A 25,553-nucleotide genomic window follows, 5' to 3' on the forward strand; every position below is an offset into this window, starting at 1 on the left:
CCCTTGCGCGTGGCCAAACCGGCCACGAGGGCCGCTACTTCACCTGATCGAAGAATTACTTGAATACGCAGGCACGCGCGATGTTGTCGGTGTTCTTTTCTTTGCCCGGCTCATTGCCTTTCGAGGTACCGATGAAGGCCGCGCAGCGCGCCGACGCTTTGTTCGACACGAAGTCGCTCATGGTCGCCACATCGTAGGCCTTGGCCAGCGCCGGCAGTTTCGAGGCATCGAAGCTGCTGTTCACGCCCACGCCCGCATTGACGTTATAAATCGTCACGCCGTTGATGGTGACGGTGCGCGCCGACTGGCTGGAGCAATTGCCGCACGAGCGATACAGCTTGCCGCCTTCTTCCGCGTAAAAATTGGTGATGACGATCTTGCTGTTTGCGCCGTTATTCTGGAACATCTTGTCGGCTGCCTTGTAAGCCGCGCCACCGGTCACGGTCATGGTGCCGGCGCCTTTGAGGGTGGCTGCATCTTCGCCCACATCGCCCCAGTACACGTTCTCGATCTTGCAGTTGCCGGCGCAATGAACGCCATCGGCGCCACCGGCGGTCAGGTTGCGGCCCGCGCCCTTGGCAGGATCGCCCAGCACCACGTTCTTGAGCGTGGCGCCAGCACCGAGGTTAAAGTGCGGTATCTGTTTTTCCGACTGGCTGCCATCCATCGTCTTGATATTACCGACCAGGCAAACCATCTTGCCGTACTTGACCAGGCCATCGAACACGGTGTTGGCCGGTACGTCGGTCGTTTTCGTGACCAGCACTTTGGTGCACGACGGGATGGCGCGCTTGCCGGGGGCGGCCGCTGCGCTGGTGACGGCAAACAGTCCGACGACTGCGAAAAGAAGGGCGTTGAATCGTTTCATGGTGACTCCTATGGATGAATGAAATAACCACCCCCGCCAGGAGATGGTTCGAACACAGCGAAATTACTGCGCCAGGCTGGTGCGCGCACCGGCGGTAGCGATGGCTTTCGCTTTCACGCCCGCAGCCGCGCTGGCGGTGTAGGCATAACCGGTGGGGCCATAGGCCTTGGTGGTTTTCCAGTCGGTGGCGTTGGCGTAAGGGCCGTCTTCCGGCGCGCCCCAGGTAATGCCGCTGCCGACGAAATTGCTGCGCAGGTCCCAGTAGCCGAGTTTGGCGCTGTCGCGCGAGGTGACCGGATTCCTGACGTTCTCGAAGTAGTTCGATTCGATCAGCGCCATCGCGCCCATGCGCACGTTGATGCCCGAGGTGTCCACATTGCCGAAGTAGTTGTTAAAAATGTGGGCTTTACCGTAGCGCAGCAGCGGCAGGCGCGCCTTCACGTTCTCGAAGCGGTTGTTGTGGTAGGTGGTCAGCGAGCCGGCGTTGAGCGTATCCTTGTCGCTGAAACCATTGAGCGCCACCTTCTGGTAGTTGTACACATAGTTGTACGACACCGTGATGTGGTTGGCGCCCTTCTTCATGTCGATGCCGCCGTCGAACGACGCATCGCCCGCGCCAGTGCACGACTTGATCGAAGCGAAGATGGTGTTGTGGTCGATCCAGATCTTGCTTGGCTTGCCGCTCGACGTGCCTTCGATCGAGATCGAGTCGGCCGCTTCGCCGCCCTGCAGCAGGCCGATGGTCATGTTCTGCACGATCACGTTGCTCGAATCGCCGACGATACGGATGCCGAAGTTGGCGGACGAATCGGCCGCGCCGCGGATCGTGATGTCGTTCTTGCCCTTGATTTCCAGCGTTTGCGCCGGCTTCTTCCACTGCGCGCAGACATCCTTGACGCTGGCGAAATCGAACTTGCCGGTGTAGTTCAGTACCAGGCCGCCGCTGCCCGAATACGCCTTGATCTTCGCGGCCATCTCGGCCAGCGAGGACACATTCACGGCAGCCTTGCTGCCACCGCCCGTGGTGGCGGCGCCGTAGCCCACCGGCCCGGCCACTGCCTGGGTAGCGGCCAGCACGGCGGCGGCGGCCAGGGTCAGTTTTAATGTCGATACGTTCATGCGGTTACTCCGTAAGTATTGGTATTTTTCAAAACGCCGGACCGGCCGGGATGATTTCCGCTGGCAGCGATGTAGACCGAACGGAGCGCCGCATTGTTGGCGTATTGCATCCCCTGAAAGCATGGGCGAATGCGTACTGCGGGTCGGCCGTCATGCAAATAAATCAACGTTCGCTAGGTCTGCTGCGAGGATGCTTGTTTTTATGTAGGCGTGTCAATATGGTGTTAAATGATTAAAAGCATTATTAAGATACCAATTTCCTCAAAGGGTGCTGACCAGCGAATCAGCAGATGTGAGATTGCAACAGTCAATGACTTTATTTTTCGTATAACATCTGAGTACATGCGCTCAACGTATATCAACGTCGCCAAGGTGCCGTGGGCGATGGAAAGTGGGCAAAACCAGCCTGTATTTCAAGATCGATAAGACCTGATGCTGATTAAAAATGTAAAATACAAGCCCAAAAAACAACATTTGGCATGACCAAAATATGATTTTGGTCGATCACTGATCGCAATGTGGTCAGTCCAAATTACAGTTTTCAACCGAATATGATGCGGTTAAGCCAGTTTTTGGCCTGACCAAAATAGAAAGATGAAGGGGTGATTCAGAGGCGGCTGAAAGGCATGCCGTCACGAGTGCTGCCCGGGGCGCCGCTGTAGAGGTTGTAGACGCCGGCGCCGCTGTCGGGCGCGACAAGAATCCAGGTCGAGGTACTTTCGGTGATAGGGTCGAGCGGCAGGGTGCGCAGGTACTTGCGCTCCACCAGCTCCCCAAGCGTCTGCGGATAGCGTCCGTTATCGCCGTAGAACTTGTCGATCACCCCGCGCGTGATGTGCAGGTTCTCCTTGAGGACCGTCTCTTTCGACTGGTCGATGCTGCGGAAAAAACGGGGCGCGGCGATCGTCAGCAGCAGCGCCAGGATCGCCAGCACCACCAGCAGTTCGATCAACGTGAAGCCGCGCTTACCAGCGCCGGTACGCAATACCATTCAGGCCCACCTGTTCAGAATTGGAGTGCACATCGTAGACATCCTCGCCCGGTTTGGGGTCGGCCGGGTCGCTCTGGTAGGAACGCAGGCGCCAGGTCTGCTCCGCCGGCACGGACGGATCGTCATGGAACGGATCGCGCGGCAGCGCGCGCAGAAAGAACACCTTGCGCGCCTTGGCGCTGCGCTGATCAGGCACGCCGTCCACCAGCGCTTGCAGGTTGGCCGGATAGCCGCTGCCATCGAGCAGGCTGGCGATGCGGCCCTCGCCGGCCGCGCGCTTGTACTCGTCGAGCGCGGTGCGGATGTCGCGCAAAGCCAGGCGCAGCTCCTGCTCCTTCTGGCGCTGCACCGCCACCTGCGCCAACGGCAAGGCAATGGTGGACAACAGCGCCACGATCGCCAGCGTCACCATCAGTTCGATGAGCGTAAAGCCGCGCATGCGCATGTCAGCCGCCGCTCCGTTCGGGCAGCAACGGGCTGGCCGGTGCTGGTGCCGGCACCGGCGGCGCAGGCTCCTGCGGCACCGGCTGGCCGGGCTGGCCCGCGTGGCCGCCCTGCCCGCGCAGGCTGCCATCCGTACCCGCATCGAACTCCACCTCGCCGTCGGCGCCACGCGCCTGGTTGCGCAGCACGCGCGGCGTGATCGACAGGACGATCTCGGTCTTGGTGCGCTCCCTGCCCTTACTGCCGAACAGGCGGTCGAGCATCGGCAGTTCGCCCAGGCCCGGAATGGCGCTCGACGAACGCTTGTCGTTATCGCTGATCAGCCCCGCCAGCACCTGGTTTTCGCCGTCGCGCAGGCGCAGCACCGTGCTGGCATTGCGCGCGCCGATGCGGTAGCCGTACGGCTGGTCGTTACTGTCGAGGATCGTGCCCAGGATGCTGCTCACTTCCAGACTGAGTTTGATCGACACCTCATCGTCCATATACACAATCGGCTCGGCTTCGAGCTTGAGGCCGACGTCGAGGTAATTGACCGACTGCGAGGTCACGCCGGTCGAGGTGACGTTGGCCGACACGCTCGGCACCCGCTCGCCGACCCGGATCAGCGCCTTTTCACGGCTCTTGATGCGGATGCGCGGATTGGCCAGCACGCTGACGTTATCGCGGTTCACCGATGCCGACAGCCGCATCGGGTCGACGCTGGCCAGCAGGCCGCGCGAGTTCAGGTTTTTCAGGTCGCTGAGGGTGAACGGGCTGGTGGTGATGCTGCCGTCGTACATCACCGTCGACGCGCCGAGCGGCGTCAGGCTGACGTTGCCCGGCCACTTCACGCCCAGCGATTCGAGGTCGCTGCGCTGTACTTCCAGAATCTCGACCTCCAGCATCACCTCCGGTTCGGCCACGTCGTGCAGCGCCACCAGCTTGGCCGCCATCAGGATGGTTTCGGGCGTATCGCGCAGCACCAGCATGTTGAGTTTTTCGTCCACCACCAGGTCGCGTGTCTTGAGCAAGGTGCGCAAGCTGTTGGCGACGGTTTTGGCTTCGGCATTGGCGATGCGGAAGCTGCGGATCGTCAGCTTCTGGTATTCGCGCTGCTTGGCCGAGTCGTTCGGGTACAGCAGCACGGTGTGCTCGTCGACGATGCGCCGTTCCATCTGCACGCTCATCAAGAGATTGCGCAGCGCCTGTTCGATAGTCGTGTCGTGCAGATTGAGCGTGACGCGCAGGTCGGCCGGCACATCCTTGTCGAGCGTGAAGCTGATGCCCGAGGTGCGCGACATCGATTCGAGCACCGCGCGCAGCGGCGCATCGTGAAAGCGCAGGCTCAGTCGCTTCTGGAACGCCTTGCCCAGGGCCGTGCTGGCCGGCGCGCTTTCCGCGCGCTCGCGCAGGGCCTGCAGCAGTTTTGCCGCGCGCTGGTTCTTGGGATATTTTCCCAGCAGCGCACGCAAGGCCTCTCCCGCTTCCTCGCGCTTGCCGGCGGCAAGCAACTGCTCCGCGCCGGCGAGTGCCTGCGCCTGCGCTTGCGCCGCGGCCAGGCTGCGCATGCCGATCATGAACTGGTCCACCGCGCCCAGGACGGCGGCGCGGCGGTATCCCTCCTGCGCCGCATCCCACGATCCGCGTGCCACGTCCTGCGCCGCCTGCGCCAGCACCTGGTTGGTCAGCTGGATGCGGGTATTGGCCAGCAGGACGCGCGCCTCGATGTGACCGGGAGCTGCGGCCAGCACCTGCTCCAGCCGCGACATGCCCTCTTCCAGCTTGCCTGCATCGAGCAAGGCGCGCACTTCCGGCGGCATGGGCTGCGGTCCGGTCGCGCACGCGGCCAGGCCGGCCAGGCTGCATACCAATGCCACATTGCGTGCGATTTTTCTCATTCTTCTGCCCCGAAACTGATCCGGTGTTCCTTGCCGGTTTGTTGATCCTGAATGCTCACCGATTCCTGGCGCAAGGCCAGCACGCGATAACGTTTTTCGAGCACGGTGCCGGCGCGCGCCAGCAGCACGGCGTCGTTGCGCAGCAGATAGGCTTCGCGCGCACCGTCTTCCACCTTGAAACCAAGCAGCACGAACGGCGCCACCGGCTTCCCGCTGGCGTCCGCCGCATCGGCCGCAGCACTCTCCGCGCCCTGCGCCGCCGGCTCCGCGGGGCCGCCTGCAAACAGGTCGGGCACCGGATCGGCCGGATCGGCGATGACGTTCGGCGCGCGCACCGGCATCACCACGGCCGGCGCCGTTTGCGGGCGGCGCGGACGTTCGCTCACGCCGACCACCTCGGGTACGGGCGCTCTGTCGAACAGCATCAGCAAGCCGACGCCCAGCATCACCGCCAGCATGATCTTCAGGCGGGTCGACATCACGACGCCCTTTCCGCCGGTGCTTGCGCCGTGAACCAGACCGAAAAAAGCAGGCGCGCCTCGATTCCGGCGCCGACAGGGGCGCGGTGGATGCCCAGTTCATCGAGCGACAGGCCGGGAATGGCCTGGGCCGCGCGCAGGAAGCGGCGCACCTGCGGATAGGTGCCGGTGGCCGGCATCTGCACCTGCCAGCGGCCGACGCGCCCCGTTTCCTGGCGCCGGTAGTCGGCCTGCGCGATCGTCAGTCCGTGTTCGGCGGCCAGGGCGAACAGGCGCTGCACCGCTGCATCGGCACGTGCCGCCGGTGGCAGTGCACTGTGCGGCGCGCCATGCGGTGCGCTGGCCTGGGCCGCCTGGGTGCGCGTGCTCAGTTGTTCGTTCGCCTGCATCGACAGGGCCTCGCGCAAGGCCGCTTCCTGCGACGGCAGCCACCAGCCCCATGCCAGCAGTGCGCCCAGCAGCAAGACTGCGCCGGGCAGCATCCACAGGCCGTGGCGCACCGCCAGTACCTCAAGGCGCCAGCGCATCGCGTTCAATTGCATCATGGCGCGCTCCGCGGCTCCGCGTCGGGCAGGCGGTATGGCGCCGCCAGCTGCGCTTCATAATCGAAGTTGATGCCGCCTTCGGCCGCCGCTGCGTGGCGCATCAGGCTCAGACGCGCAAAAACCGGGCTGCCCTGCAGCGAGCGCAGGTATTCCTGAAGCCCCGCGACGTCGGCCATGTTGGCCTGGACCTTCACGACACCGCGCGCCAGATCCGGCTCGAACGATTGCAGGCGCGCCTGCGGCACGCGTTCGAACGCGCGGAAAATCTCTTCCCAGGGCTGCGCGCGCTGCAGTATGGATTGGCGCAGCAGCTGCGCTTCTTCGGCCAGCGGCTGCAGGCGGCTGCGCTCGGAGCGCGCTTGCTGCTCGCTGGCGTCCTGGCGCGCGGCCTGCGCCACCCTCGCCTGCTCCATGTCGCGCCGCACCTGCAGCACGCGTTCGACGGTCAGGAAACCAAGGACGCCCGCCAGCAGCGTGAAAGCGATGCCCAGCTGGGTGCCGCGCATGCGCCAGTCCCAGCGCCACATGCTGCGCCGGTCGGCAAAATCGATCATCATCGGCTTCATGCGCCTGCCTCCAGCTGCATCCAGCCGGCCGGCATGGCGGGACCGGACCAGAAGCGCGCAGCCGGCAAGGCGACGCCGAGGCGCGCCAGTTCCAGCGCCAGCAAACCGTCGACGTCCTGGCCCGGCTGCTGGCGCACCAGTTGCAGCCGCGCCTTGTGCCAGAGCAGCAGATTGACCATGCCGTCGGCAGCGGCGCACCACACGCCGTCGGCGGGCAGCGCCGCGCAATGCCGGTTCCAGTCCTGCAGCAGTGCCGGCAGCACGCGGGCCAGCGAAAAGCCGGCCAGCGCCTGGCGCAGGCCGCGCGGAATCGCACAGGCCAGCATCGGCGCGTCAGCCTGCCAGTCGGCCTGCAGGAGCCAGTCGGCCGGCGCCTGGCCGTACAGGGTCTCGAAGCGGGCGTCGAGCAGCAGGCGGCAGTCGCGCAGGCCGGAAATGCCAGCCGGCGGTTCCAGCAAAAAGGTACGGCTCCAGCAATCGGCCACGCGCACCGACAGGCGCGCCCGCGCCGGCAGCAGTTGCGTCAGTTCCGCGCCCAGGGCGACCCAGTCGCCGCCATGCGCCTTGAGCGTGGTGCGTTGCGCGCCGCGCCGCAGCGCAATGGCGTGGGCGCCGATGTCGACGCCGATGTTTTCAACCTGCCAGCGTGACACGTTTCACCTCTTCCAATGTGGTTTCGCCGCTGGCCACCAGTGCCAGCGCATCGTCGAACAGGCTGCGCATGCCGCCGGCGCGGGCCAGTTCCTTGATCTGGCGCAGCGGCCGCCGTTCGATCACCAGTTCGGCCAGCGCATCGTCGAGAATCAGAATTTCAGCCACGGCGCGCCGTCCCTTGTAGCCGGTACCTCGGCACTCGCCGCAGCCAACGCCGCGCCGGAAGCTGTAGTGCGAGACAGCCGCGCGGGTCAGGCCGCTGCGCAGCAGTTCCTCGGCATCCGGCGTGTACGGCGCGCTGCACTGGCGGCACGACAGGCGCACCAGGCGCTGCGCGATCACGCCATTGAGGGCCGATACGAACGAGTACGGGTCGATCCCCATATGCGCAAAGCGGCCGAACACGTCGAACACATTGTTGGCGTGGACGGTGGAGAGCACCAGGTGGCCGGTGAGCGCCGACTGCACCGCGATCTCACCGGTTTCCTTGTCGCGGATCTCGCCGACCATGATGATGTCCGGGTCGTGCCGCAGGATCGAGCGCAGCCCGCGCGCGAACGACAGCCCCTTCTTGTCGTTGACGGGAATCTGCAAAATACCGGGCAGCTGGTACTCGACCGGGTCTTCGATAGTGATGATCTTTTCGTGGCCGCTGTTGATTTCGGTGATCGCCCCGTACAGGGTCGTGGTCTTGCCCGAGCCGGTCGGCCCGGTCACCAGCACCATGCCGTACGGTTCCGACACCAGGCGCCGCATGGTGGCCAGGTGATCGGATGCGAAACCGGACGAGTCGAGCGTCAGCGTGCCGTGCGCGCTGATCATCGACTGCTTGTCGAGAATGCGGATGACGGCATCTTCGCCATGCACGCTCGGCATGATCGAGACGCGCAGGTCGATCTCGCGCCCCTGCGCCTCGACCCGGAAGCTGCCATCCTGCGGCACGCGGCGTTCGGCGATATCGAGTTCGGCCAGCACCTTGATGCGCGAGATGGCTTGCTCGGCGAGCGCGCTGCCGGCCACCTGCGCGGCCTGATCGAGCACGCCGTCGATGCGGTATTTGGTCAGCATGCCACCCGGCGTGCTCTCGAAGTGAATGTCCGAGACGCCGGATTTGAGCGCATCATACAGGGTGGAGTTGACCAGCTTGACGGCGGGGCTGCCGGCGTCGCCGAGCGAAGCGTAGCTCAGGCTCTCCATCAGGCGCGCGGAATCGCCCTCGCCCGCCTCGCCGGTGACCAGCGAGTCGATCGAGCGCACCGATTCCTCCTGCTTGGACAGATAGGCATGCAGGTCGGCCGGCAGCGCCAGGCGCCAGCGCACCGGCGCGCCGGCCAGCGTTTCGGCCCACACTTGCAGGTCTTGCGCGTAGGGGTCGCACAGCACCGCGCACAGACCATGGACGTCGCGCAGCAGCACGCACTGGCGCTGCTGCGCGCGCGCCAGCGGCAAACGGTCAAAGGCCGGCGTGCAGGCCAGCATGCCGGCCATGTCGATGGCGGGCAGGTGAAACACATCGGCCGCCTGCGCCAGCAGCAGCCGCGGTTCGGACCGGGTCAGCGCTTCGAGTTCGGCGAAAAAGGCGCGGCCCGACTGGCGCGCATTGTGCTGCGCCGTGCGCAGGGACTCCATCATGGGCGCCATCTCCATCGGATTCATTGCAGGGTACCTGCCAGGTCGAAGATCGGCATGTACAGCAGCACCACGATGGCGCCGATGACGACGCCAATCGCCGCCATCAGCACCGGCTCGAAGGTCTTGCTGAATTTTTCGATCCACAGCGTGGTCTCGGCGTCGTAGAACAGCGCGGCGCGCGTAAGCATCAGCCCCAATTGGCCGGAACGCTCGCCCACCCGCAGCATGCGCAGCGCGATGGGGGTGCTCAAGCCGTTCGCTTCGAGCGACTCGGAAAAACTGCCGCCCTGCGCAATGGCGTGGCGCGCCGCCGCCAGCGCCGCGCGCCTTCCCGGCGATATGGCGCCGCTGACCATGTCCAACGCCGACACCACGGCGATGCCGCCTTCGAGCAGCATGCCGAGGGTGAGGTACAGGCGCGCCAGTTCCAGGATGTGCATGCGCTGCCTGACGCCGGGCAGGCGGGTGAACAGCTGCATCAGCTGGCCCGAGCGGTGCATGCGGCGCAGCCAGAAGAACAGGGCCGCACCGATGCCGCCCATGGTCAGCATGATCGCCATGCCATGGCCGGCGACGGCGGCACCCCACTTGATCAGCCACTGCGACAGCATCGGCAGTTCGCGCCCGCTGCCCTGGTAGACAGCGGAGAACCTGGGCACCACGTACCCGAGCAGGAACATGCTGACGGCACTGCCGACGGTGAGCAGGATCACCGGATAGATCGAGGCGCTGACCAGGCGGTTACGCACGCCATCGACGCGCACCTGGTATTCGATGTAGCGGGTCAGCGCCTGCGGCAGGTCGCTGGTGCGCTCGGCCGCCTTGACGATGCCGCCGAACAGCGGCGGGAACGATGCCGGTTCGGCCGCAATCGCCGCCGAAAAACGCAAGCCGTCGCGCATGCGCGCCAGCAGGCGGGCCAGCAGCGCGCCGGTATCGGTGTGGGATTCTTTTTCGCTGAGCGCTTCCAGGCTTTCGACCAGGCCCAGCCCCGCTTCGAGCAGCGCAAGCAGCTCCTGGGTGAACAGCACGAGGGAAAAGGTTTTGCCGCGGCGCTGGACGCTCACCGCCACTGGCCGCACGTCGAGGACAGTGAGGCGCCGTTCGACGGCGGCGCGCGACGCCGCGGTGGCATCGCTGGCATCGAGTTCCAGCATCTGGACCCGGTTATCGGGCCCTACAGCACGAATCGCGAAGCGCACGGGCGGATCAGCGCGTGACGCCGGCGAGAAGGCCGCGCAACTGCCGGCGTGGAAATGAATTCATGCTGCCCCTGGTCTCAAAAATTCCTGTTTGAACAAGCGGTGGTTTGCCACCCGGCGAAGGTGCTCGCCCACTTGTACATCATCGGTCATACCAGTTGTATTTCGGCCGGACCAATTCACATTCTACTACTGTTAATGTCATTTGGATATGTGAGTTTAATGACACGGCTTTCGCAATTTTTTATTGCAAAATCGTCTATTTTCGTGCCAGATGAACACTGCCAGAAGTCATGCGTCACTGCGTTACACCACGGAGCAGATGCGCTTGACTGATTCATAACCGGCTGGCTATAATTAAACACATAACCAACCAGTTATGGGTTTCGCATGCAAAACGACGTTAGTGAGGTGCTGTTCAGAACGCTTGCGGATCCAACCCGCCGAGCCCTCTTCGAGCGGCTGTGCCGGGACGGCGAGCTGACCGTCGGCGCGCTGACGGCGCAGGCCGGGATATCGCAGCCGGCCGTCTCGAAGCACCTGAAGAATCTAAAAGAAGCGGGCCTGGTGCGCGACCGGCACGAAGGGCGGCAAACGCACTTCAGTGCACAGCCGCGGGCACTTGCTCCCCTGTTGGACTGGACGACCCAGATGAACGCATTCTGGGAAAGCCGCTTCGACTCCCTGGAAGACCTCTTGAAAAGGATGGACCAATGAACGACGCCTCGCTTCACACCCGCACCGTTGTCGTTGAACGCGACTTTCCGCATCCAGCCGAGAAGATCTGGCGCGCGCTCACCCAGCCGCACCTGATCGAAGCCTGGCTGATGAAGAGCGATTTCGCACCCGTGCCCGGCCACCGCTTCAGTTTCAACGCCGACTGGGGCTCGGTGGCGTGCGAAGTCGTGGTGATCGAACCAAACAGTTCCCTGTCGTACACCTGGTCCGCGATGGGACTGGAGAGCGTGGTGACCTGGACGCTTTGCCCCACGAGCACCGGAACGCACCTGCGGATGGAACAGACCGGCTTTCGTCCGGAGCAGGAACAGGCCTATCTCGGTGCGCAATATGGCTGGACGACATTCATGGCGGAGCTGGAGAATGTACTGTCCAGGGAAAATTGATTAAGCGGAGAGATGAGGAGGAATTCGGCGATGAATCAAGTGACCAGCACCAATCCCAAGGTCGACGCAATGCTGCAACGCACGACGAGCTGGGGCGACGAGTTCGCGCTATTGCGATCGATCGCGCTCAACTGCGGCTTGACGGAAGAATTGAAGTGGGGCCAGCCCTGCTACTCGGACGACGGCAAGAACATCGTCCTCATTCATGGCTTCAAGGAGTACTGCGCCGTTTTGTTCTTCAAGGGCGCCTTGCTCAAGGATCCCAAGGGCATCCTGGTCATGCAAACCGAGAACGTACAGTCCGCGCGTCAGGTCAGGTTCACCAGTCTTGCGCAGATCAAGCGACTGCGTGCGGCCTTGAACGCCTACCTGCTGGAGGCAATCGAGGTGGAACGCGCGGGCCTGAAAGTCGCCTTCAGGGAGACGGCCGAGTTTCCCCTGCCGGAAGAGTTCCAGGCGAGGCTGGCACAGCTGCCCGCGCTCAGGAATGCCTTCGAGGCGTTGACACCCGGCCGGCAGCGCGCCTACCTGCTTCATTTTGCCGGCGCCAAGCAGTCGACAACCCGAGCGTCAAGGGTTGAAAACTGCCTACCGCTGATTCTCGATGGCATTGGGCTCAACGACCGGTAAGCGACGCGATCACCCCGGCCTGCGTGCCGACGAACTCTTCAGTGCATACTTCATGACGCCAAGCCGCTCACATACGCGGCGAGCGTAGCGAACTTACTTCAATAAAGACTCCCATCTATGACGGACGAACGGCTTGGGTGTATGTGGACGCGCGTGCATAGCGCGGTCCGCACATCGAATTCAGGCAGCCGTACACTTGCGCTCGGCTTCTGTCCTACACGTGCAACAACAAGTGCTCGCGTTCCCAGGGGCTGATCACCGTCATGAATTCGAGGTGTTCCTGGTCCTTGATGGCCGCATACACATCGACGAAGCGCTCACCCAGCACTTCGTGCAGCTTGTCCTCCGCGCGCAGCAGGCGCAGCGCTTGCGGCAAGCCCTGCGGCAACTCGAAATCGAGCGCATGCGCGCTGCCGGCCGTCATCGGGCTGGGCTCGATTTCCTCGATCATGCCGAGGTAGCCGCACGCCAGCGTGACGGCAAATGCCAGGTAAGGATTGGCATCGGCCCCGATCACCCGGTTTTCCACCTTGCGCTCCTGCGGGGTCGATTCCGGCACCCGGAACCCGACCGTGCGGTTATCCAGCCCCCATTGCACATTGATGGGCGCGGTGGTGTGGCGCACGATGCGCCGGTAGGAATTGACGTAGGGAGCGGCAAGCGCCATCGCCGCCGGCATGTAGCGCTGCAGCCCGCCGATGTAGTGATAAAAGGCGGGCGACGGCGCCCCTTCCGGCGTGCTGAACAGATTCAGGCCGGTGCGGCTGTCGGTCACGCCCTGGTGCACGTGCATCGCCGAGCCCGGTTCGTCGGCCAGCGGCTTGGCCATGAAGGTGGCATACATATTGTGCTTGAGCGCCGCCTCGCGCAGGGTGCGCTTGAAGAAAAACACATTGTCGGCCATGGTCAAGGGCTCGCATGAGAGCAGGTCGATGCCGAACTGGCCGGCACCGATCTCATGGATCAGGGTGTCGACATCGAGCTGCATGCGGTCGCAAAAATCGTAGATATCCTCGAACAGCGGGTCGAATTCGTTGACGGCATCGATGCTGTAGATCTGGCGGCTGGTTTCAGCCCGTCCGCTGCGGCCGATCGGCGAACGCAGCGGCAGATCCGGGTCGTTGTTGCGGGCAGTGAGGTAAAACTCCAGCTCCGGCCCCACGCTGGGCGACCAGCCCTTGTCCGCATACAGCTTGAGCACGCGCCGCAACACGCTGCGCGGGGCGAAATCGACCAGGCTGCCGTCGGAAAAGTAACAGTCGTGGATAACCTGGGCGGTGGGGTCCAGCGCCCACGGCACCACGGTGATGGTGGACGGGTCGGGCCGCAGTACCATGTCGCGGTCCGTTTGGGAAATGGCCCGGAAATACGCCACGTCGTTGGCGGGAAAATTGCCGGTGACGGTCATGCCGAGCACGGCTTCGGGCATGCGCATGCCGCGTTCGTTGGTAAATTTAGTTCGCGGAAGAATCTTGCCGCGCGCAACGCCGGTCAGGTCCGGCACCAGGCACTCGATTTCGGTGACCTGCCGCTGATTGAGCCACAGGTCCATATCGCTAAAAGTAAAGTTCTTGCGAACTACCATTCCACATCTCCTCAAGCCATGAAATCGAACAGCGACTTGGCGCCCCCTCCCGGCAGGCCGGGCAAGGCGCTGTTGGCGCCGCCACCCTGGCTGACTTCGGTGTAACGCGCGACCAGATTGGTCGCCTGCGCCGCCAGCGCGTTGGTCAGGGTGGTTTTTTGGCTCGCCAGGTTGGCGATGCCGCGGTCGATGGTCAGTTTTTCCTTGCTGATGCTGCTGCCGGCGCCGAGCAACTGGGCAAGTTGCGCATCAAGCTTGTCGGCAATGCCGTTGCCGCCATCGGTAAATAACTTGCTGACCGCGCCGGGATCGGCCAGCACCGCCGCTTCCAGCGCTTTGGCGTCGACCTTGAGCGAGCCGTTTTTATCGAGCGTGATGCCGGCTTTTTCCAGCGCGGCGCTGTTGCTGCGCATCATGCTGGTCAATTGGTCCTGCGCCTGGCGCAATGCCGGGTCGGATTTAAGACCGCCCTGCTGCAGGGTTTGCAAGGTCGACGACACCTTGTTGAAGCCATCGATAAAATTGCCGATGTTCTTGGTGATCGCGCCATTTTCCTGCGCTACGACCACTTTGGAGCCGCCCTTGCCGGTCAGCGCCAGCGCCGTGCCGCCGATCTGGCCGGTGATGACATTGCTCGAACTGGTGACCCGCTTGCCATCGATGTTGAGCACGGCGTCCTGGGCGCTACTACCCGCCGTCAGATTTTTGAGACCTGCCGGATTGTATGCGAGCAGTTTTTCGATGGCCGCATCGCCGCCGGCGCTGATGCGCATGCTGCCGGCCGCGCCTTCCGGCCCGGTGAGCTTGAGCGCGTAGCCGGCGCTGCTTTTGACGATGGTGGCGTCGATGCCCGCCGCCTTGAAAGCGTCGGCCATGCCTTGCAGGGTATGGTTGCTGCTGTCGATCGTGATCGAACGAACGCTGCCGTTAGGCGTGAACGCGTTGCCGGACTCGGTGCCGAATTCGACCTTGATGGCGGTCGCGGCGCCGCTGCCGATCAGCGTGTCTTTGTCTTTTTGCGGGCGCGCCAGCAAGGTTTGCGACTGAGCAAGTTGCTGCACGTCGATGGCGTAGCTGCCTATCTTGGCGCCGGTCATGGTCAGCGCGGTCAGCACATTGGGGCTGGAGGACGTGGCGCCCGTCTGCAAGCCGGCGCCGGACAGCGACTGGGCGAGCGACTGGAAACTTGCCAGGGCGCTTTGCAGCTGGCCGAGGCCGGACAGGCGGGTCTGGTCGCGCGTGAGCTGGCCGGTCAGTTTCTGGATGCTGGTGTTTTGCGCCAGCAAGGTCTTGCTGACGCGGCCGTACATCTCGGCGGAGGTGGCATTGCCCGCATTAAGCCCGTTCAGGACGTTGTTGGAAGTGATGGGCAGCGCCATGATGTGTACCTTTTTTTCACGTTTAACGTAAAGGTAACACACTCGCCTCCGGCACCACGTTCAAATTCTTGACGGGAACGTGAGGCAGATCAAGGGCGCTGGGAACGAAGCTTGTGTCGACTTAATACCGCCCTCAGCGCATGAACTTGGCCAGCTGCGTCATCCCCGACAAGCTCAGATTGAGGAAGTTGAACCCGACCTTGAAATCCCCATGGCTGAGAATGCAGTACGAGGCCCGCGAACGGACCTCGATCGCGGTCACATTGCCGTCAACCGACAGGTCGAAGCGCAACAGCGCATTGGCCCCCTCCTGGATCGGATCGGGCGAGACGATGCACATCCCGCTCGAACTGATATCCACCGTGCGCACGGCGACCGGCGCGAAGCCGTCCACCACCACATGGGCTCTGACCTTCAATACTTTTCTTTGCGACTGTCTTTGTTCGTTAAACACGTTGTACCCGTAGACGTAACTGATATTTACATTATAGTGCCAAATGGCAACATGTGTTAACTAATCGAGCTCGCGCAGTTTATTAAATGCCTCATCGATACGTTCTACCGCAACAATCGTCATGCCTTCGATTTTTTGCTTGGGCACATTCGCCTTCGGGATCATCGCAATCGAGAAACCCAGCTTGGCCGCTTCGCGCAAGCGCTCCTGGCCGCGCGGCGCCGGCCGGATTTCGCCAGCCAGCCCCACTTCGCCGAAGACCACCAGCCCGCGCGGCAGCGGCTTGCTGCGCATCGACGAATTAATCGCCAGCAACACCGCCAGGTCGGCCGCCGGTTCGGTGATCTTGACCCCGCCCACCGCATTGATAAAGACATCCTGGTCGAACGCGGCGATGCCCGCGTGGCGGTGCAGCACCGCCAGCAGCATCGCCAGCCGGTTCTGTTCCAGCCCCACCGACAGGCGTCGCGCATTGGGCAGGTGGCTGGTATCGACCAGCGCCTGGATTTCCACCAGCAATGGGCGCGTACCTTCCTGCGTCACCATCACGCACGAACCCGGCACCTGGTTGTCGTGCTGCGACAAAAACAGCGCCGACGGGTTCGATACCCCTTTCAGCCCTTTTTCGGTCATGGCGAACACGCCCAGCTCGTTCACCGCGCCAAACCGGTTCTTGATGGCGCGCACCAGCCGGAAGCTCGATTGGGTATCGCCCTCGAAATACAGCACCGTATCGACAATGTGTTCCAGCACACGCGGACCGGCCAGCGCGCCCTCTTTCGTCACGTGCCCGACCAGGATGATGGTCACGCCGGTTTGCTTGGCCACCCGCGTGAGCTGCGCGGCGCACTCGCGCACCTGCGCCACCGAACCGGGCGCCGAGGTAAGCGCGTCGGAATACACGGTCTGGATCGAATCGATCACCGCCACTTCAGGCTTCAGGTCGGCCAGTGTACCGAGAATCTTCTCAAGTTGGATCTCGGCCTGCAGCTTAAGTTCCTTGCCATCGACGCCGAGCCGGCGCGCGCGCAGGGCGATCTGGGCGCCCGACTCCTCGCCGCTTACATATAAAGTACTCTTTATATGTGAAATATTGGCCAGCGCCTGCAGCAGCAGGGTCGATTTGCCGATGCCGGGGTCGCCGCCGATCAGCACCACCCCGCCCGACACCAGCCCGCCGCCCAGCACGCGGTCAAATTCCTCGATCCCGGTGCCGAAACGCGGCACGTCGACCGCCTCGATGTCGGCCAGCGACAGCACCGGCGCGGTCTGCGCCAGGCTTTTGTGCTGGGTCTGCGACAGGCGGTTCACGCCGGGCGTGTCGACCACGGTCTCGACCATCGTGTTCCACTGATGGCAGGCAGTGCACTGCCCCGTCCATTTGCTGCTGATCGCGCCGCAGTCGCTGCAGGTGTATTGCGTTTTAGCTTTAGCCATTGAAATCCAGGTTGCTTTCCACGACGCGCACGCGGGGCGCCAGCGCGCACATTAATTCATAGCCGATGGTGCCGGCGGCGTTGGCCACGGTATCGATCGGCAGCCCGGCGCCCCACAAGACGACCTTGCTGCCGACGCCGGCGTGCGGCACATGGGTCAGGTCGACCGCCATCATGTCCATCGACACCCGGCCCACCAGCTTGGTGAGGATGCCATCGACCATGACCGGCGTGCCGTGCGGAGCGTGGCGCGGGTAGCCGTCGGCGTAGCCGCAGGCAACCATACCGACCGTCATCGGCCATTCGGCCTGGAAGCCGCTGCCGTAGCCGACCGAGTCGCCGGCGACCAGGTCTTGCACGCCGATGATTTCGCTGGCCAGGGTCATGGTCGGATGCAGGTCGAACGCGGCCGCGCTGCGGCCGCCGGGCGTGCCGCCGTACAGCATGATGCCGGGGCGTACCCAGTCGTTCGACAATTCGGCCGACAGGGATGCCTGGTGCAGCACACCGCCCGAGTTCGACAGGCTGCGCTGGCCCGGCAAGCCGCCCGCGCCCAGGCAGAAGCGGCGCACCTGTTCGAGCACGGTCAGGCGCGGGTGTTCGAGCTCGTCGGCATTGGCGAAGTGGGTCATCAGGGTGATCTCGCGCACTTTCGGGATGGCGCGCAGGCGCGCATGGGCGGCGCCAAACGCTTCCGGCCGGAAACCAAGCCGGTTCATGCCGGTATTCATCTTCAGATGCACATCGATCGGGCCGCTCAGCGTGGCTTGTTCCAGAATGACGATCTGTTCGACCGTATGCACCGTACTGTTGAGCTGGTGGCGCACCAGCAAGTCCACGTCGCTGGCGTCGAAAATCCCCTCCAGCAAGAGGATCGGGCGGGTCCAGCCCAGTTCGCGCAGGCGCACCGCGTTCTCGGTTTCGATCAGGGCCAGGCCGTCGGCGTCGGCGAAGCCGCGCATGCCGCGCTCGAGTCCATGGCCGTAGGCGTTGGCCTTGACGACCGCCCAGACTTTGGCGTGCGGTGCGCAGTCGCGCGCCCGCATCAGGTTATGCTGCATGGAATCAAGGTGAATCGTGGCGATAAGCGGGCGCGGCATGGTGCGAAATGGAGTGATTGGCAAGCTGCTATTTTACCGGACGCAGCCCGTCACGACATGCCGATTTCTTTGGCTTCCCAGCCATTCATGGTATAAAGCAACCCACACTAGCTTTTAGACTTCTCGAATGAATCGTGGTTTTTACACCATCATGGCGGCGCAGTTTTTCTCGTCGCTGGCGGACAACGCCCTGCTCTTCGTGGCGATTGACCTGCTGATCTCCATGAAGGCGCCAGCTTCCCTGACGCCTTTGCTCAAGCTGTCCTTCGTCCTTTTTTACGTGCTCCTTGCGCCATTTGTCGGCGCCTTCGCCGACTCCATGCCCAAGGGCAAGGTCATGTTCATCGCGAACCTGGTCAAGGTATTCGGCTGCGCCCTGATCTTCTTCCACGTCCATCCGCTGCTCGCTTACGCGGTGGTCGGCTTCGGCGCGGCGGTCTATTCGCCGGCCAAATACGGCATCCTGACTGAATTGTTGCCGCCAGAGAAACTGGTCGAGGCGAATGGCTGGATCGAGGGCCTGACCGTCATGTCGATCATCCTCGGCACCGTCATGGGCGGGGCGCTGGTCAGCGCCAAGGCATCGGCCTTCATGCTCGGCTTCGACGTGCCGCTGATCGAGACCGGCATCACCACCACCACCGAAGCGGCGCTGTGCGTGGTGGTGGCCGTGTATATCCTGGCCACCCTGTTCAACCTGCGCATTCCCGATACCCTGGCCAAATACGCCCACCAGGAGCGCAACCCGGCCAGGCTCATCGCCGACTTCGCCAACTGCTCTTCGCTGCTGTGGAAAGACAAGCTGGGCCAGATTTCATTGGCTGTGACAACCCTGTTCTGGGGCGCCGGCGCGACCTTGCAGTTCATCGTGCTCAAGTGGGCCGAGAAATCGCTGCACATGCCGCTCGACAAAGCCACCACCCTGATCGGCATCGTCGCGCTCGGCGTGGCCGTGGGCGCCGCCGCGTCGGCCAAGATGATTCCGCTGAAAAAGTCGCTGACCGTGATCCCGCTCGGCATCGCCATGGGCATCGTCGTGATGTGCATGACCATGGTCCATTCGGTCATGATCGCCTACCCGCTGCTGTTGCTGATCGGCGTGCTGTCGGGCTTCTTCGTGGTGCCGATGAATGCGCTGCTGCAACACCGCGGCCACGTGCTGATGAGCGCCGGCCACTCGATCGCCGTGCAGAATTTCAATGAGAACCTGTCGATCCTGACCATGCTGGCCATCTATGCCATGCTGATCACGCTCAATGTGGACTTGAACTTCGTGATCGTCGGCTTCGGCCTGTCGGTAGCGGGCATCATGTTCCTGATCATGAAAAAACATAAGATGAACCAGGCCGAGCACGATTCGCTCGCCCTGATCGGCGAGCACAAGCACTGATCAGGCAGGTTGCCCGATCATTTGCTGGCGGAAGGCGGCGCGCACGCGCCAGTCGTTGGGGACGATGAAACCGCGTCCCGTTTCCACCAGGCCGCCCGCGGCCGCGCGCACGCTGGCCACCAGCACCGGCATCGGCACCGTGCCGAATTTATCGGCCAGGGTGGCCTGCAAGTGTTCGCGGCTGAGCAAACCGGCACCGTCCAGAGAACGGAACGGCGCCAGCCATTGCAGGCGCGGCAAGACCACGAACGCATCCGGTTCCAGGGCGGCCACGTCGTCGAGCGCGCACCAGAAGCCGCGGCAGTGCTGGCCCGAGATGCCATCCATCGCCTGCCCCGCCCCGCCCGGATAAAACAGCCATCCCTTCACCAACGCCCGCGCCCGCGTCACGGGACGCGGCAGCACGGCCTGGGCCGCCGGATGGGTGCCCAGCGCCAGTTGCCTCTCAAAAATCTTGCGCATTTTGGCGCCCAGGCTGTCGGCCAGGTTGGGGCCGACAAAGGTGTCGAAGCGCGACGCCGCCTCCCCTTCGAGCAGATAGAATTTGGTGGCGAACTCGATGTGTTCGAGGCCGCCGTCACCATGGTCGAGCAGGAAGTCGAATTCGCCCACAGTATCGTTGCGGCTGGCGCGCACTTGCAGGCCGTGCGCCACCAGCAAGCCATGCTCCTGGAAATAGAAGGCCATCAGCTTTTCGGCATACAGGCCCAGGCGCGTGTAGTTGCGCGTGCCGAGCGCCTCCAGCAGGGGCGCGGGATTGCTGTCCAGGCGCAGCAGCCACTCGTCGACCGCCGCCGGCAGCTCGCCCAAGGTGGCGATCTTGCCTTCCCAGTGCGGGTCGGCCGGATCGAGCAGGTCGGGCGCATGCAGCAGCCAGGCCAGCGCGCGCACGTGCGGCTGCTCCAGCTGTCCCCAGCGGCGCTCGAAGCCGGCCTGGTAGTTCTCAGCCGTGCCGGCCATCGTGCGCGCGCGCCAGACACAGGTCGGCCCAGGCCAGCGCCTTGTCGGCGCCGCGCCGCAGCAGCTCGCCCGGATGCAGGGTGGCCACCAGCTTGACGCCGCCCACTTCGTGCACTTGTCCGCGCGAGCCGGCCAGCGTTTCCTGCAGCGGTTTACTCTGCAAGGCGTTGGCGGCGATCTGGCCGAGCGTGAGCACCAGCGGGGCGCCGGACAGCGCCAGTTCGCGGTCCAGGTAGGGACGGCAGGCCAGCGCTTCCTCGGCGCTCGGGGCGCGGTCGCCGCCGTTGGCGCTGGTGGGCCGGCATTTGATCAGGTTCGTTACATACACATTACTGTCGCGCGAGAGCTCGACCGCTGCCAGCATGTTGGCCAGCAGCTTGCCCGGCTCGCCCGAGACCGGCTGGCGTTCTTTTTCGTCGGAGGCGGTCGAGGCGCCGGCGGCCACGAACCAGCGCGCCTGCTGCGCGCCATTGCCGTAGACCGGCTTGCGCCCGCCCTTGCACAGGCCGCAGCGGGTGCAGTTGGCGATGGCGTTCTTGAGCTGGGCCCAGTCCATGGCGGCGATCTCTTCCTCGGTCGGCGGCGGGCCGGGCGGCTCCTCGCCCCAGGCCGAATCGGTGGCCGGACTCGCCGCCGGGGTGGCGGCGGGCGGCATGGCCCTGGCCACCACCGCAGGCGGCGCGGGCATGGTCACCGCGGTAGGCACGGCGGTAGGCACGGCGGTAGGCACCGCGGTAGGCACCGCGGCCGGCAAAGCGGCCGGCACGGGAGCAGCCTCGTAAGCAGCTTCCTGCGCGGGGGCCGCCAGCTCGTCGGACAGTGCCTCGTCCGGCATGGCATCGCGCAAGGTCCACAGCGGGCCGATGCCCATTTCCTGCAAAAACGCGTTATCGCGCGCGCTGGTACTCATAAGACGAACCTCATCACGATGGCATCCTCGCGCTTGCCGTCATGGGCGGGATAGTAGCCGCGGCGGCGGCCGATTTCGGTGTAGCCATACTTTTCATACACGGCCAGCGCGCGCAGATTGGATGGGCGCACTTCGAGCAGGATCGAGTCCATCGACAGGCCGCGCGCGCAGGCGGCGACTTTGTCGAGCAGGTAGCGTCCCAAGCCTTCTCCCTGGCGCCCGGCGGCCACGGCCACGTTGAGCAGATGCGCTTCGTCCACCACCGCCATCAGCAGATAGTAGCCAAGCAGCGCGCCGTCGCGGTCGCGCAGCACCCACGCGTTATAGCCGCTGCCGAGCGAGTCGGCGAAATTACCACGCGTCCAGGGATGCGGGTAGACCTGCTTTTCCAGCTCGAACACGTCGTCAATGTCGGCCACCACCATCGGCGCGTAGTGCAGATGGTCGTCGTCGCGCACCGCACTCATGCGGCAGCCTTGGCGGCGTTGATCACGCTGCGTTCCGCGCTGGTGTAGGCGATCTTGTTGCGCAGGTACAGCGGCTGGGCCTGGGCCGCGCCAACCGCCGCGCCGGCAGCCAGCGCACTGCGTCCGAGCAGCGCCATCTGGGCGGCGTGCGGCATGATCGCCGGATAGGCCCGGGCAAACGCCTGCGCGCCGAAGGCGTCCGGATAGGCCGCCAGGCCGTTGCCGCAGGCCGCCAGCGGACCGGCCACCGGCAGCGGCGCCACCGCATCTGGCGCGCACAGCGTTGGCGCGGCGAGCACGTCCCAGCGCGCCGCGCCATCGTCGTAATGGTACTGGGCCCAGTAAACTTCGCCCATGCGGGCGTCGAGCACGGCCACGACATCGGTGGCGCCATGCTGCTGGCGGCATGCCACGGCCATCGCTTCGAGCGTGATCAGGGGCAGCACCGGCAAGCCGGCGCCATAGGCCAGGCCCTGGGCGATGCCGCAGGCGGTGCGCACGCCGGTAAACGAACCGGGACCGGCGCCGAAGGCGATGGCGCTGCACTCCTTGAGCACGATGCCGGCTTCGGCCAGCAGTTCCTGCACCATCGGCAGGATCGATTGCGAGTGGGTGCGCACGCCGGACGATTCACGGAACAGGACGGTATCACCGCGCAGCAAGGCGCAGGACGCCATCTCGGAGGAGGTTTCAATAGCGAGAATAATAGACATGCAGTATTTTAACCTGACCGGGCCGCGCCTTGGAGCGTGACCAAGCAGGCCATCGTCGGGCGAGGTAGAATGCCGCTCATGCACAGCCACACACTCAACTCCGACAACCGCGACACCATCGCGCAAGCGCTCGGTGGCGACCGTTGGATCGTCGCCTGCCTGTGCGCCGCGTGGTGCGGCACCTGCGCGTCCTACCGCGCCGCCTTCGACGGCCTGGCCGCGCGCCACCCCGACAAGCACTTCGTCTGGATCGATATCGAAGACCAGGCCGAGGTAGTGGGCGACCTCGATGTCGACAACTTCCCTACCCTGCTGATCCAGCGCCATGACATGGTGACCTTCTTCGGCACCATGCTGCCCGATCCGGCCCTGGCCGAACGGCTGATTCAGGCCCAGGTGGCCCAATCGGACGAGGAACTGGCCTCCCAGGCGCGCAGCAGCGACGAGCGCCGCCTGTGGCAGCAGCAATGCAACCTGCGCGTGCTGCTTCGACGCGCCTGAAACTCGCCCCCTCAAAAATGCATTCGTTTGAGTCAAGTCAACAGCGCAGGAAGACGGATAGTCGACCATAGTATAGCTTGGTTGACAACATTTCTGAAGGCGCAGATGAGGGACCTCATGGAAGCCCGCATTGTCAAACTCGAGTCGATGACAGAAAAAATTCTTGCGCGTCTTGAGGCCGTTGAGCGCGATGTTGCCGTCATCCGCGCCAATTACGCCACCAAGGCAGACCTGGCGGCGGTGCAAGTATCGATAGCGGCACTTGAGGCAACCATGATCAAATGGTTCGTCGGAACTGCCATCGCGCTGGCTGGACTCTCCGTCACCCTGGCAGGCCTCGCCTTTGCCGCGGCCAAACTGATCAACTAGCCGGCCCGCCAGTCGAACCGCCCGGCCCATCCCCGCAAGCCGGGTTTTTTTTACGCCCGCAGGCTGCATTCGACATCATTGCCGCCCGTCTCACATTGTACTTGCGCGAATATTGTCCTTAGAGCACCATTTGCTGGTATTCTGTCGACCTCGTGTAATTATTGAAACTCTTCCAAAACGACATCGGGAACGACGCCGGCCTCAGCCCGCTGGCGCGCAACACCGCTGCCGGATTGGATCAATCCGCGCCCGAATGAATACTAAACGATTTCTCAGCCTGATCTTCCTCGCCGCCCTGGCCAGCCCCGCACTGGCGGCCGGCGCACCCGCGGCCGCCACGCCGGACGCCAAGGCCGAAGCCGACTTCGACGCCTACTTCGACACCCGCATGAAGGCGGCCCAGAAAGCGATGAGCGAGAAGCGCTACGCCAGCGTCAGGGAACAGGTGCTGGAGCTCGAAAAAGCCCTGAAACGGGTCGACCCGGACTACGGCGAAAAGTCGCAATGGGCCTATGTGCTCGACTTCAAGCGCTTCGCCCTGTACGAAATGGGCGAACAGGAAGCGGCGGTGGCCAGCTGCCGCCAGACCGTCAAGGTGCTCGCGCCCAACGACTGGCCCTACCTGGCCGAGTTCAACGTGGTGCGCGCCGCGCGCCGCGCCTGCCACAACATGCTGGCCTACGAGCAAAGCGCGGTAGCCACCACGGTCGCCCAGCACGAAGAAGCCATCGCCCAAATCGAACAATGCTTCGCTACCGTCTCGCCGATCGAAGACGCCTCGGTGCTCGACAATTTCTACGAAACGCGCGCCACGGTGTATCTCAAGGCCAACACTGTGACCAAAAACAAATACCAGGAGCAATTGTTCGATACGCTGGTACGCGCCGACGCACGCAAGCTGGCGCTCGACGAAGATCCGCAGTTCGCCAGCATCATGAAGACCCCCGCTTACCTGAATTTTAAGAAGGAATTCAAGAACGATCGCAAAAACGGTTCCAGGAAGACTACGGACAACCAAGAATCGACCTGAGCTTCATCCACCTGACTGCCCGCTGACACCATGCTCCTTTCCGCCCGCACCGCCATGATGAAAACCTCGATCGCCGCCGCCTGCCTGGCCTTGTCGCTGGCCGCCCACGGCGCGGCGCCCCAGGCGCCGGCCGATGACACCGTACGCGCCCAGATCGACAGCCTGGGCGACAGCACCATCGCCGCCCTGGTCCTCGAGCAGCGCTGGACCGAGGTGCTGCCGCTGGCGCGCGCCTGGACCCGCAGCAATCCGGGCTCGGCGCGCGCCTGGTACTACCTCGGCAAGGCCCTGCACCACCTCGACAAGACGGCCGAGGCCGAAACCGCGCTCAAGCGCGCCCTGGCCCTGGCGCCGGACGATGCCCAGACCCTCAACGAGCTGGGCATCATCGCCAACAGCCGCGACAGGCGCGAAGCGGCCATCGGCTACTACGAGCGCGCCCACAAGGCCGACCCGACCCTGCCGGCCGTGGCCGAAAACCTTGGCGCGGTGCTGGCCGCGTCCGGCAAATACCAGCAGGCCCGCACCGCCCTGCTGGGTGCCATCGAACTCGATCCGTCCAGCAGCTTCGCCTGGCACACGCTCGGCACGGTGCACGAAAAACTCGGCCTGATGCCTGAAGCCGAACAGGATTACCGCAAGGCGCTCGAACTGGCCCCGGCGCGCGACAACACCGCCGTCGCGCTCGCCTCGCTGCTGCATGCGCAAGGCAAGTACGCGTACGCGCTGCAGGTCTACCGCAACGCGGTGCGGCAGCGCGCCGACGACCCGGCCGTGTGGCACGGCATGAGCAACTCGATGGCCTCGATCGGACGCATCGACGACGCCGTCAACGCCAGCCGGCGCGCGATCCGGCTCGACCCGACCTACGCTGCCGCCTGGCACGGGCTGGGCGTGCGCTATCTGCAAAAACGCAATTTCGCCAAGGCGCTGATCGCCCTGAACAAGTCGGTCGCCCTCGATCCGGGTTCGGTCAACGCCTGGACCAGCCTGGTGGTGCTGCACAGCCTGCGCCAGGACCAGCCGGCACGGCGCAAGGCGCTCGACCGCCTGCGCAAGCTCGACCGCGCCGCCGCCGACAGTCTCAGCAAGTAAGCAAGTTACTCACTCTCATTCATCAGCAGACGC

General features: G+C 64.1%; 28 protein-coding genes. 8 read left to right on the forward strand and 20 right to left on the reverse strand.

Translation table 11 applies throughout. The features are described 5' to 3' along the window. Positions 1-55: 55 nt before the first annotated feature. The 11 genes from RBA40_RS07520 to RBA40_RS07570 form a co-directional block, all read right to left on the reverse strand. Complete coding sequence (locus tag RBA40_RS07520) at positions 56-868, reverse strand: pectate lyase (RefSeq protein ID WP_306647219.1); 813 nt, start codon at positions 866-868, stop codon at positions 56-58. Positions 869-931: 63 nt separating this feature from the next. Continuing rightward, a complete protein-coding gene (locus tag RBA40_RS07525; RefSeq protein ID WP_306647221.1) occupies positions 932-1,987 on the reverse strand; it encodes a pectate lyase family protein in 1,056 nt (351 codons plus the stop codon). 607 nt (positions 1,988-2,594) lie between these two features. Then, positions 2,595-2,978 carry a prepilin-type N-terminal cleavage/methylation domain-containing protein gene (locus RBA40_RS07530; RefSeq protein ID WP_306647222.1) on the reverse strand — a complete coding sequence of 128 codons (384 nt, stop codon included), beginning with the start codon at positions 2,976-2,978 and terminating at the stop codon, positions 2,595-2,597. Continuing rightward, positions 2,953-3,417, reverse strand: coding sequence for a type II secretion system protein (locus tag RBA40_RS07535; RefSeq protein WP_306647224.1), 465 nt, complete (start codon positions 3,415-3,417; stop codon positions 2,953-2,955). The genes RBA40_RS07530 and RBA40_RS07535 overlap by 26 nt, the downstream gene beginning before the upstream one ends. Before the next feature lie 7 nt (positions 3,418-3,424). Next, on the reverse strand, positions 3,425-5,299 hold the full coding sequence (locus tag RBA40_RS07540; protein ID WP_306647226.1) for a secretin GspD/PilQ domain-containing protein: 1,875 nt from the start codon (positions 5,297-5,299) through the stop codon (positions 3,425-3,427). Continuing rightward, positions 5,296-5,778 (reverse strand): hypothetical protein, encoded by a 483-nt coding sequence (locus RBA40_RS07545; protein ID WP_306647228.1) that lies wholly within the window; start codon positions 5,776-5,778, stop codon positions 5,296-5,298. Before RBA40_RS07545 ends, RBA40_RS07540 begins: the two co-directional genes overlap by 4 nt. Further along, the gene (locus tag RBA40_RS07550; protein ID WP_306647230.1) at positions 5,778-6,323 is read right to left on the reverse strand and encodes a type II secretion system protein GspM; all 546 of its coding nucleotides are present in this window, start codon (positions 6,321-6,323) and stop codon (positions 5,778-5,780) included. The genes RBA40_RS07545 and RBA40_RS07550 overlap by 1 nt, the downstream gene beginning before the upstream one ends. Further along, positions 6,320-6,889 (reverse strand): PilN family protein, encoded by a 570-nt coding sequence (locus RBA40_RS07555; RefSeq protein ID WP_306647232.1) that lies wholly within the window; start codon positions 6,887-6,889, stop codon positions 6,320-6,322. The genes RBA40_RS07550 and RBA40_RS07555 overlap by 4 nt, the downstream gene beginning before the upstream one ends. After that, positions 6,886-7,542, reverse strand: a complete 657-nt coding sequence (locus tag RBA40_RS07560; protein ID WP_306647233.1) for a hypothetical protein — start codon at positions 7,540-7,542, stop codon at positions 6,886-6,888. Before RBA40_RS07560 ends, RBA40_RS07555 begins: the two co-directional genes overlap by 4 nt. Next, positions 7,523-9,175, reverse strand: a complete 1,653-nt coding sequence (locus tag RBA40_RS07565; protein ID WP_374710465.1) for a GspE/PulE family protein — start codon at positions 9,173-9,175, stop codon at positions 7,523-7,525. The genes RBA40_RS07560 and RBA40_RS07565 overlap by 20 nt, the downstream gene beginning before the upstream one ends. A gap of 20 nt (positions 9,176-9,195) precedes the next feature. Continuing rightward, positions 9,196-10,377 carry a type II secretion system F family protein gene (locus RBA40_RS07570; protein WP_306647235.1) on the reverse strand — a complete coding sequence of 394 codons (1,182 nt, stop codon included), beginning with the start codon at positions 10,375-10,377 and terminating at the stop codon, positions 9,196-9,198. A 390-nt stretch (positions 10,378-10,767) separates the two neighbouring features. Here RBA40_RS07570 and RBA40_RS07575 point away from each other — a divergent pair, with 390 nt between their 5' ends. From RBA40_RS07575 to RBA40_RS07585, 3 genes are read left to right on the forward strand one after another with little or no spacing between them, the layout of a single operon-like run. Next, positions 10,768-11,094 carry an ArsR/SmtB family transcription factor gene (locus RBA40_RS07575; RefSeq protein ID WP_306647237.1) on the forward strand — a complete coding sequence of 109 codons (327 nt, stop codon included), beginning with the start codon at positions 10,768-10,770 and terminating at the stop codon, positions 11,092-11,094. Then, the gene (locus tag RBA40_RS07580; RefSeq protein ID WP_306647239.1) at positions 11,091-11,501 is read left to right on the forward strand and encodes an SRPBCC family protein; all 411 of its coding nucleotides are present in this window, start codon (positions 11,091-11,093) and stop codon (positions 11,499-11,501) included. Before RBA40_RS07575 ends, RBA40_RS07580 begins: the two co-directional genes overlap by 4 nt. A gap of 30 nt (positions 11,502-11,531) precedes the next feature. Continuing rightward, positions 11,532-12,131 carry a YdeI/OmpD-associated family protein gene (locus tag RBA40_RS07585; protein ID WP_306647241.1) on the forward strand — a complete coding sequence of 200 codons (600 nt, stop codon included), beginning with the start codon at positions 11,532-11,534 and terminating at the stop codon, positions 12,129-12,131. Between the two features lie 214 nt (positions 12,132-12,345). Here the strand turns inward: RBA40_RS07585 and RBA40_RS07590 are convergent, their stop codons facing one another. The 5 genes from RBA40_RS07590 to alr all read right to left on the reverse strand — a co-directional run bounded on the left by RBA40_RS07590 (position 12,346) and on the right by alr (position 18,085). Continuing rightward, on the reverse strand, positions 12,346-13,716 hold the full coding sequence (locus tag RBA40_RS07590) for a glutamine synthetase family protein (protein ID WP_306647243.1): 1,371 nt from the start codon (positions 13,714-13,716) through the stop codon (positions 12,346-12,348). 11 nt (positions 13,717-13,727) lie between these two features. Further along, complete coding sequence (gene fliD, locus RBA40_RS07595; protein WP_306647244.1) at positions 13,728-15,095, reverse strand: flagellar filament capping protein FliD; 1,368 nt, start codon at positions 15,093-15,095, stop codon at positions 13,728-13,730. 133 nt (positions 15,096-15,228) lie between these two features. Beyond that, positions 15,229-15,549 carry a PilZ domain-containing protein gene (locus RBA40_RS07600; protein WP_306647246.1) on the reverse strand — a complete coding sequence of 107 codons (321 nt, stop codon included), beginning with the start codon at positions 15,547-15,549 and terminating at the stop codon, positions 15,229-15,231. Between the two features lie 60 nt (positions 15,550-15,609). After that, positions 15,610-16,986 (reverse strand): DNA repair protein RadA, encoded by a 1,377-nt coding sequence (radA, locus tag RBA40_RS07605; protein WP_306647248.1) that lies wholly within the window; start codon positions 16,984-16,986, stop codon positions 15,610-15,612. Beyond that, a complete protein-coding gene (gene alr / locus RBA40_RS07610) occupies positions 16,979-18,085 on the reverse strand; it encodes an alanine racemase (RefSeq protein ID WP_306647468.1) in 1,107 nt (368 codons plus the stop codon). The genes radA and alr overlap by 8 nt, the downstream gene beginning before the upstream one ends. A gap of 127 nt (positions 18,086-18,212) precedes the next feature. Between alr and lplT the strand changes: the two genes are divergently transcribed. Continuing rightward, positions 18,213-19,475 carry a lysophospholipid transporter LplT gene (gene lplT / locus RBA40_RS07615; RefSeq protein ID WP_099880581.1) on the forward strand — a complete coding sequence of 421 codons (1,263 nt, stop codon included), beginning with the start codon at positions 18,213-18,215 and terminating at the stop codon, positions 19,473-19,475. Here the strand turns inward: lplT and RBA40_RS07620 are convergent, their stop codons facing one another. Genes RBA40_RS07620 through tsaB form a run of 4 tightly spaced genes read right to left on the reverse strand, consistent with a single transcriptional unit; the run spans position 19,476 to position 22,525 of the window. Then, a complete protein-coding gene (locus RBA40_RS07620; protein WP_306647250.1) occupies positions 19,476-20,435 on the reverse strand; it encodes a DUF1853 family protein in 960 nt (319 codons plus the stop codon). Continuing rightward, on the reverse strand, positions 20,419-21,345 hold the full coding sequence (locus RBA40_RS07625) for a uracil-DNA glycosylase (protein WP_306647252.1): 927 nt from the start codon (positions 21,343-21,345) through the stop codon (positions 20,419-20,421). The genes RBA40_RS07620 and RBA40_RS07625 overlap by 17 nt, the downstream gene beginning before the upstream one ends. Beyond that, on the reverse strand, positions 21,342-21,812 hold the full coding sequence (gene rimI, locus RBA40_RS07630) for a ribosomal protein S18-alanine N-acetyltransferase (protein ID WP_306647254.1): 471 nt from the start codon (positions 21,810-21,812) through the stop codon (positions 21,342-21,344). Before rimI ends, RBA40_RS07625 begins: the two co-directional genes overlap by 4 nt. Next, complete coding sequence (tsaB, locus tag RBA40_RS07635) at positions 21,809-22,525, reverse strand: tRNA (adenosine(37)-N6)-threonylcarbamoyltransferase complex dimerization subunit type 1 TsaB (protein ID WP_306647256.1); 717 nt, start codon at positions 22,523-22,525, stop codon at positions 21,809-21,811. Before tsaB ends, rimI begins: the two co-directional genes overlap by 4 nt. 78 nt (positions 22,526-22,603) lie before the next feature. Here tsaB and RBA40_RS07640 point away from each other — a divergent pair, with 78 nt between their 5' ends. The 4 genes from RBA40_RS07640 (at position 22,604) to RBA40_RS07655 (ending at position 25,520) form a co-directional block, all read left to right on the forward strand. Then, positions 22,604-23,026: a thioredoxin family protein gene (locus RBA40_RS07640; RefSeq protein ID WP_306647258.1), complete on the forward strand. Its 423-nt coding sequence runs from the start codon at positions 22,604-22,606 to the stop codon at positions 23,024-23,026. Positions 23,027-23,143: 117 nt separating this feature from the next. Next, entirely contained in the window at positions 23,144-23,395 is a 252-nt protein-coding gene (locus RBA40_RS07645) for a hypothetical protein (protein WP_306647260.1), read from the forward strand. 253 nt (positions 23,396-23,648) lie between these two features. After that, positions 23,649-24,425 carry a hypothetical protein gene (locus RBA40_RS07650; protein ID WP_306647262.1) on the forward strand — a complete coding sequence of 259 codons (777 nt, stop codon included), beginning with the start codon at positions 23,649-23,651 and terminating at the stop codon, positions 24,423-24,425. A 30-nt stretch (positions 24,426-24,455) separates the two neighbouring features. Further along, positions 24,456-25,520, forward strand: a complete 1,065-nt coding sequence (locus RBA40_RS07655; RefSeq protein WP_306647264.1) for a tetratricopeptide repeat protein — start codon at positions 24,456-24,458, stop codon at positions 25,518-25,520. Positions 25,521-25,553 lie beyond the last annotated feature (33 nt).

Origin of the sequence: Massilia pseudoviolaceinigra (genome assembly GCF_030846505.1) — a bacterium.
Taxonomy (GTDB): domain Bacteria; phylum Pseudomonadota; class Gammaproteobacteria; order Burkholderiales; family Burkholderiaceae_D; genus Telluria_A; species Telluria_A violaceinigra.

What these genes read in the sequence shown, in the direction of transcription:
- RBA40_RS07530 (WP_306647222.1), bottom strand. Translation starts at nt 2,978, where the DNA reads ATGGTATTGCGTACCGGCGCTGGTAAGCGCGGCTTCACGTTGATCGAA.
- alr (WP_306647468.1), bottom strand. Translation starts at nt 18,085, where the DNA reads ATGCCGCGCCCGCTTATCGCCACGATTCACCTTGATTCCATGCAGCAT.
- RBA40_RS07620 (WP_306647250.1), bottom strand. Translation starts at nt 20,435, where the DNA reads ATGGCCGGCACGGCTGAGAACTACCAGGCCGGCTTCGAGCGCCGCTGG.
- RBA40_RS07535 (WP_306647224.1), bottom strand. Translation starts at nt 3,417, where the DNA reads ATGCGCGGCTTTACGCTCATCGAACTGATGGTGACGCTGGCGATCGTG.
- lplT (WP_099880581.1), top strand. Translation starts at nt 18,213, where the DNA reads ATGAATCGTGGTTTTTACACCATCATGGCGGCGCAGTTTTTCTCGTCG.
- RBA40_RS07565 (WP_374710465.1), bottom strand. Translation starts at nt 9,175, where the DNA reads ATGATGGAGTCCCTGCGCACGGCGCAGCACAATGCGCGCCAGTCGGGC.
- radA (WP_306647248.1), bottom strand. Translation starts at nt 16,986, where the DNA reads ATGGCTAAAGCTAAAACGCAATACACCTGCAGCGACTGCGGCGCGATC.
- RBA40_RS07590 (WP_306647243.1), bottom strand. Translation starts at nt 13,716, where the DNA reads ATGGTAGTTCGCAAGAACTTTACTTTTAGCGATATGGACCTGTGGCTC.
- RBA40_RS07650 (WP_306647262.1), top strand. Translation starts at nt 23,649, where the DNA reads ATGAATACTAAACGATTTCTCAGCCTGATCTTCCTCGCCGCCCTGGCC.
- RBA40_RS07575 (WP_306647237.1), top strand. Translation starts at nt 10,768, where the DNA reads ATGCAAAACGACGTTAGTGAGGTGCTGTTCAGAACGCTTGCGGATCCA.
- RBA40_RS07525 (WP_306647221.1), bottom strand. Translation starts at nt 1,987, where the DNA reads ATGAACGTATCGACATTAAAACTGACCCTGGCCGCCGCCGCCGTGCTG.
- RBA40_RS07545 (WP_306647228.1), bottom strand. Translation starts at nt 5,778, where the DNA reads ATGTCGACCCGCCTGAAGATCATGCTGGCGGTGATGCTGGGCGTCGGC.
- fliD (WP_306647244.1), bottom strand. Translation starts at nt 15,095, where the DNA reads ATGGCGCTGCCCATCACTTCCAACAACGTCCTGAACGGGCTTAATGCG.
- RBA40_RS07520 (WP_306647219.1), bottom strand. Translation starts at nt 868, where the DNA reads ATGAAACGATTCAACGCCCTTCTTTTCGCAGTCGTCGGACTGTTTGCC.
- tsaB (WP_306647256.1), bottom strand. Translation starts at nt 22,525, where the DNA reads ATGTCTATTATTCTCGCTATTGAAACCTCCTCCGAGATGGCGTCCTGC.
- RBA40_RS07625 (WP_306647252.1), bottom strand. Translation starts at nt 21,345, where the DNA reads ATGAGTACCAGCGCGCGCGATAACGCGTTTTTGCAGGAAATGGGCATC.
- RBA40_RS07655 (WP_306647264.1), top strand. Translation starts at nt 24,456, where the DNA reads ATGCTCCTTTCCGCCCGCACCGCCATGATGAAAACCTCGATCGCCGCC.
- RBA40_RS07540 (WP_306647226.1), bottom strand. Translation starts at nt 5,299, where the DNA reads ATGAGAAAAATCGCACGCAATGTGGCATTGGTATGCAGCCTGGCCGGC.
- RBA40_RS07585 (WP_306647241.1), top strand. Translation starts at nt 11,532, where the DNA reads ATGAATCAAGTGACCAGCACCAATCCCAAGGTCGACGCAATGCTGCAA.
- RBA40_RS07580 (WP_306647239.1), top strand. Translation starts at nt 11,091, where the DNA reads ATGAACGACGCCTCGCTTCACACCCGCACCGTTGTCGTTGAACGCGAC.
- RBA40_RS07640 (WP_306647258.1), top strand. Translation starts at nt 22,604, where the DNA reads ATGCACAGCCACACACTCAACTCCGACAACCGCGACACCATCGCGCAA.
- RBA40_RS07645 (WP_306647260.1), top strand. Translation starts at nt 23,144, where the DNA reads ATGGAAGCCCGCATTGTCAAACTCGAGTCGATGACAGAAAAAATTCTT.
- RBA40_RS07555 (WP_306647232.1), bottom strand. Translation starts at nt 6,889, where the DNA reads ATGAAGCCGATGATGATCGATTTTGCCGACCGGCGCAGCATGTGGCGC.
- RBA40_RS07550 (WP_306647230.1), bottom strand. Translation starts at nt 6,323, where the DNA reads ATGATGCAATTGAACGCGATGCGCTGGCGCCTTGAGGTACTGGCGGTG.
- rimI (WP_306647254.1), bottom strand. Translation starts at nt 21,812, where the DNA reads ATGAGTGCGGTGCGCGACGACGACCATCTGCACTACGCGCCGATGGTG.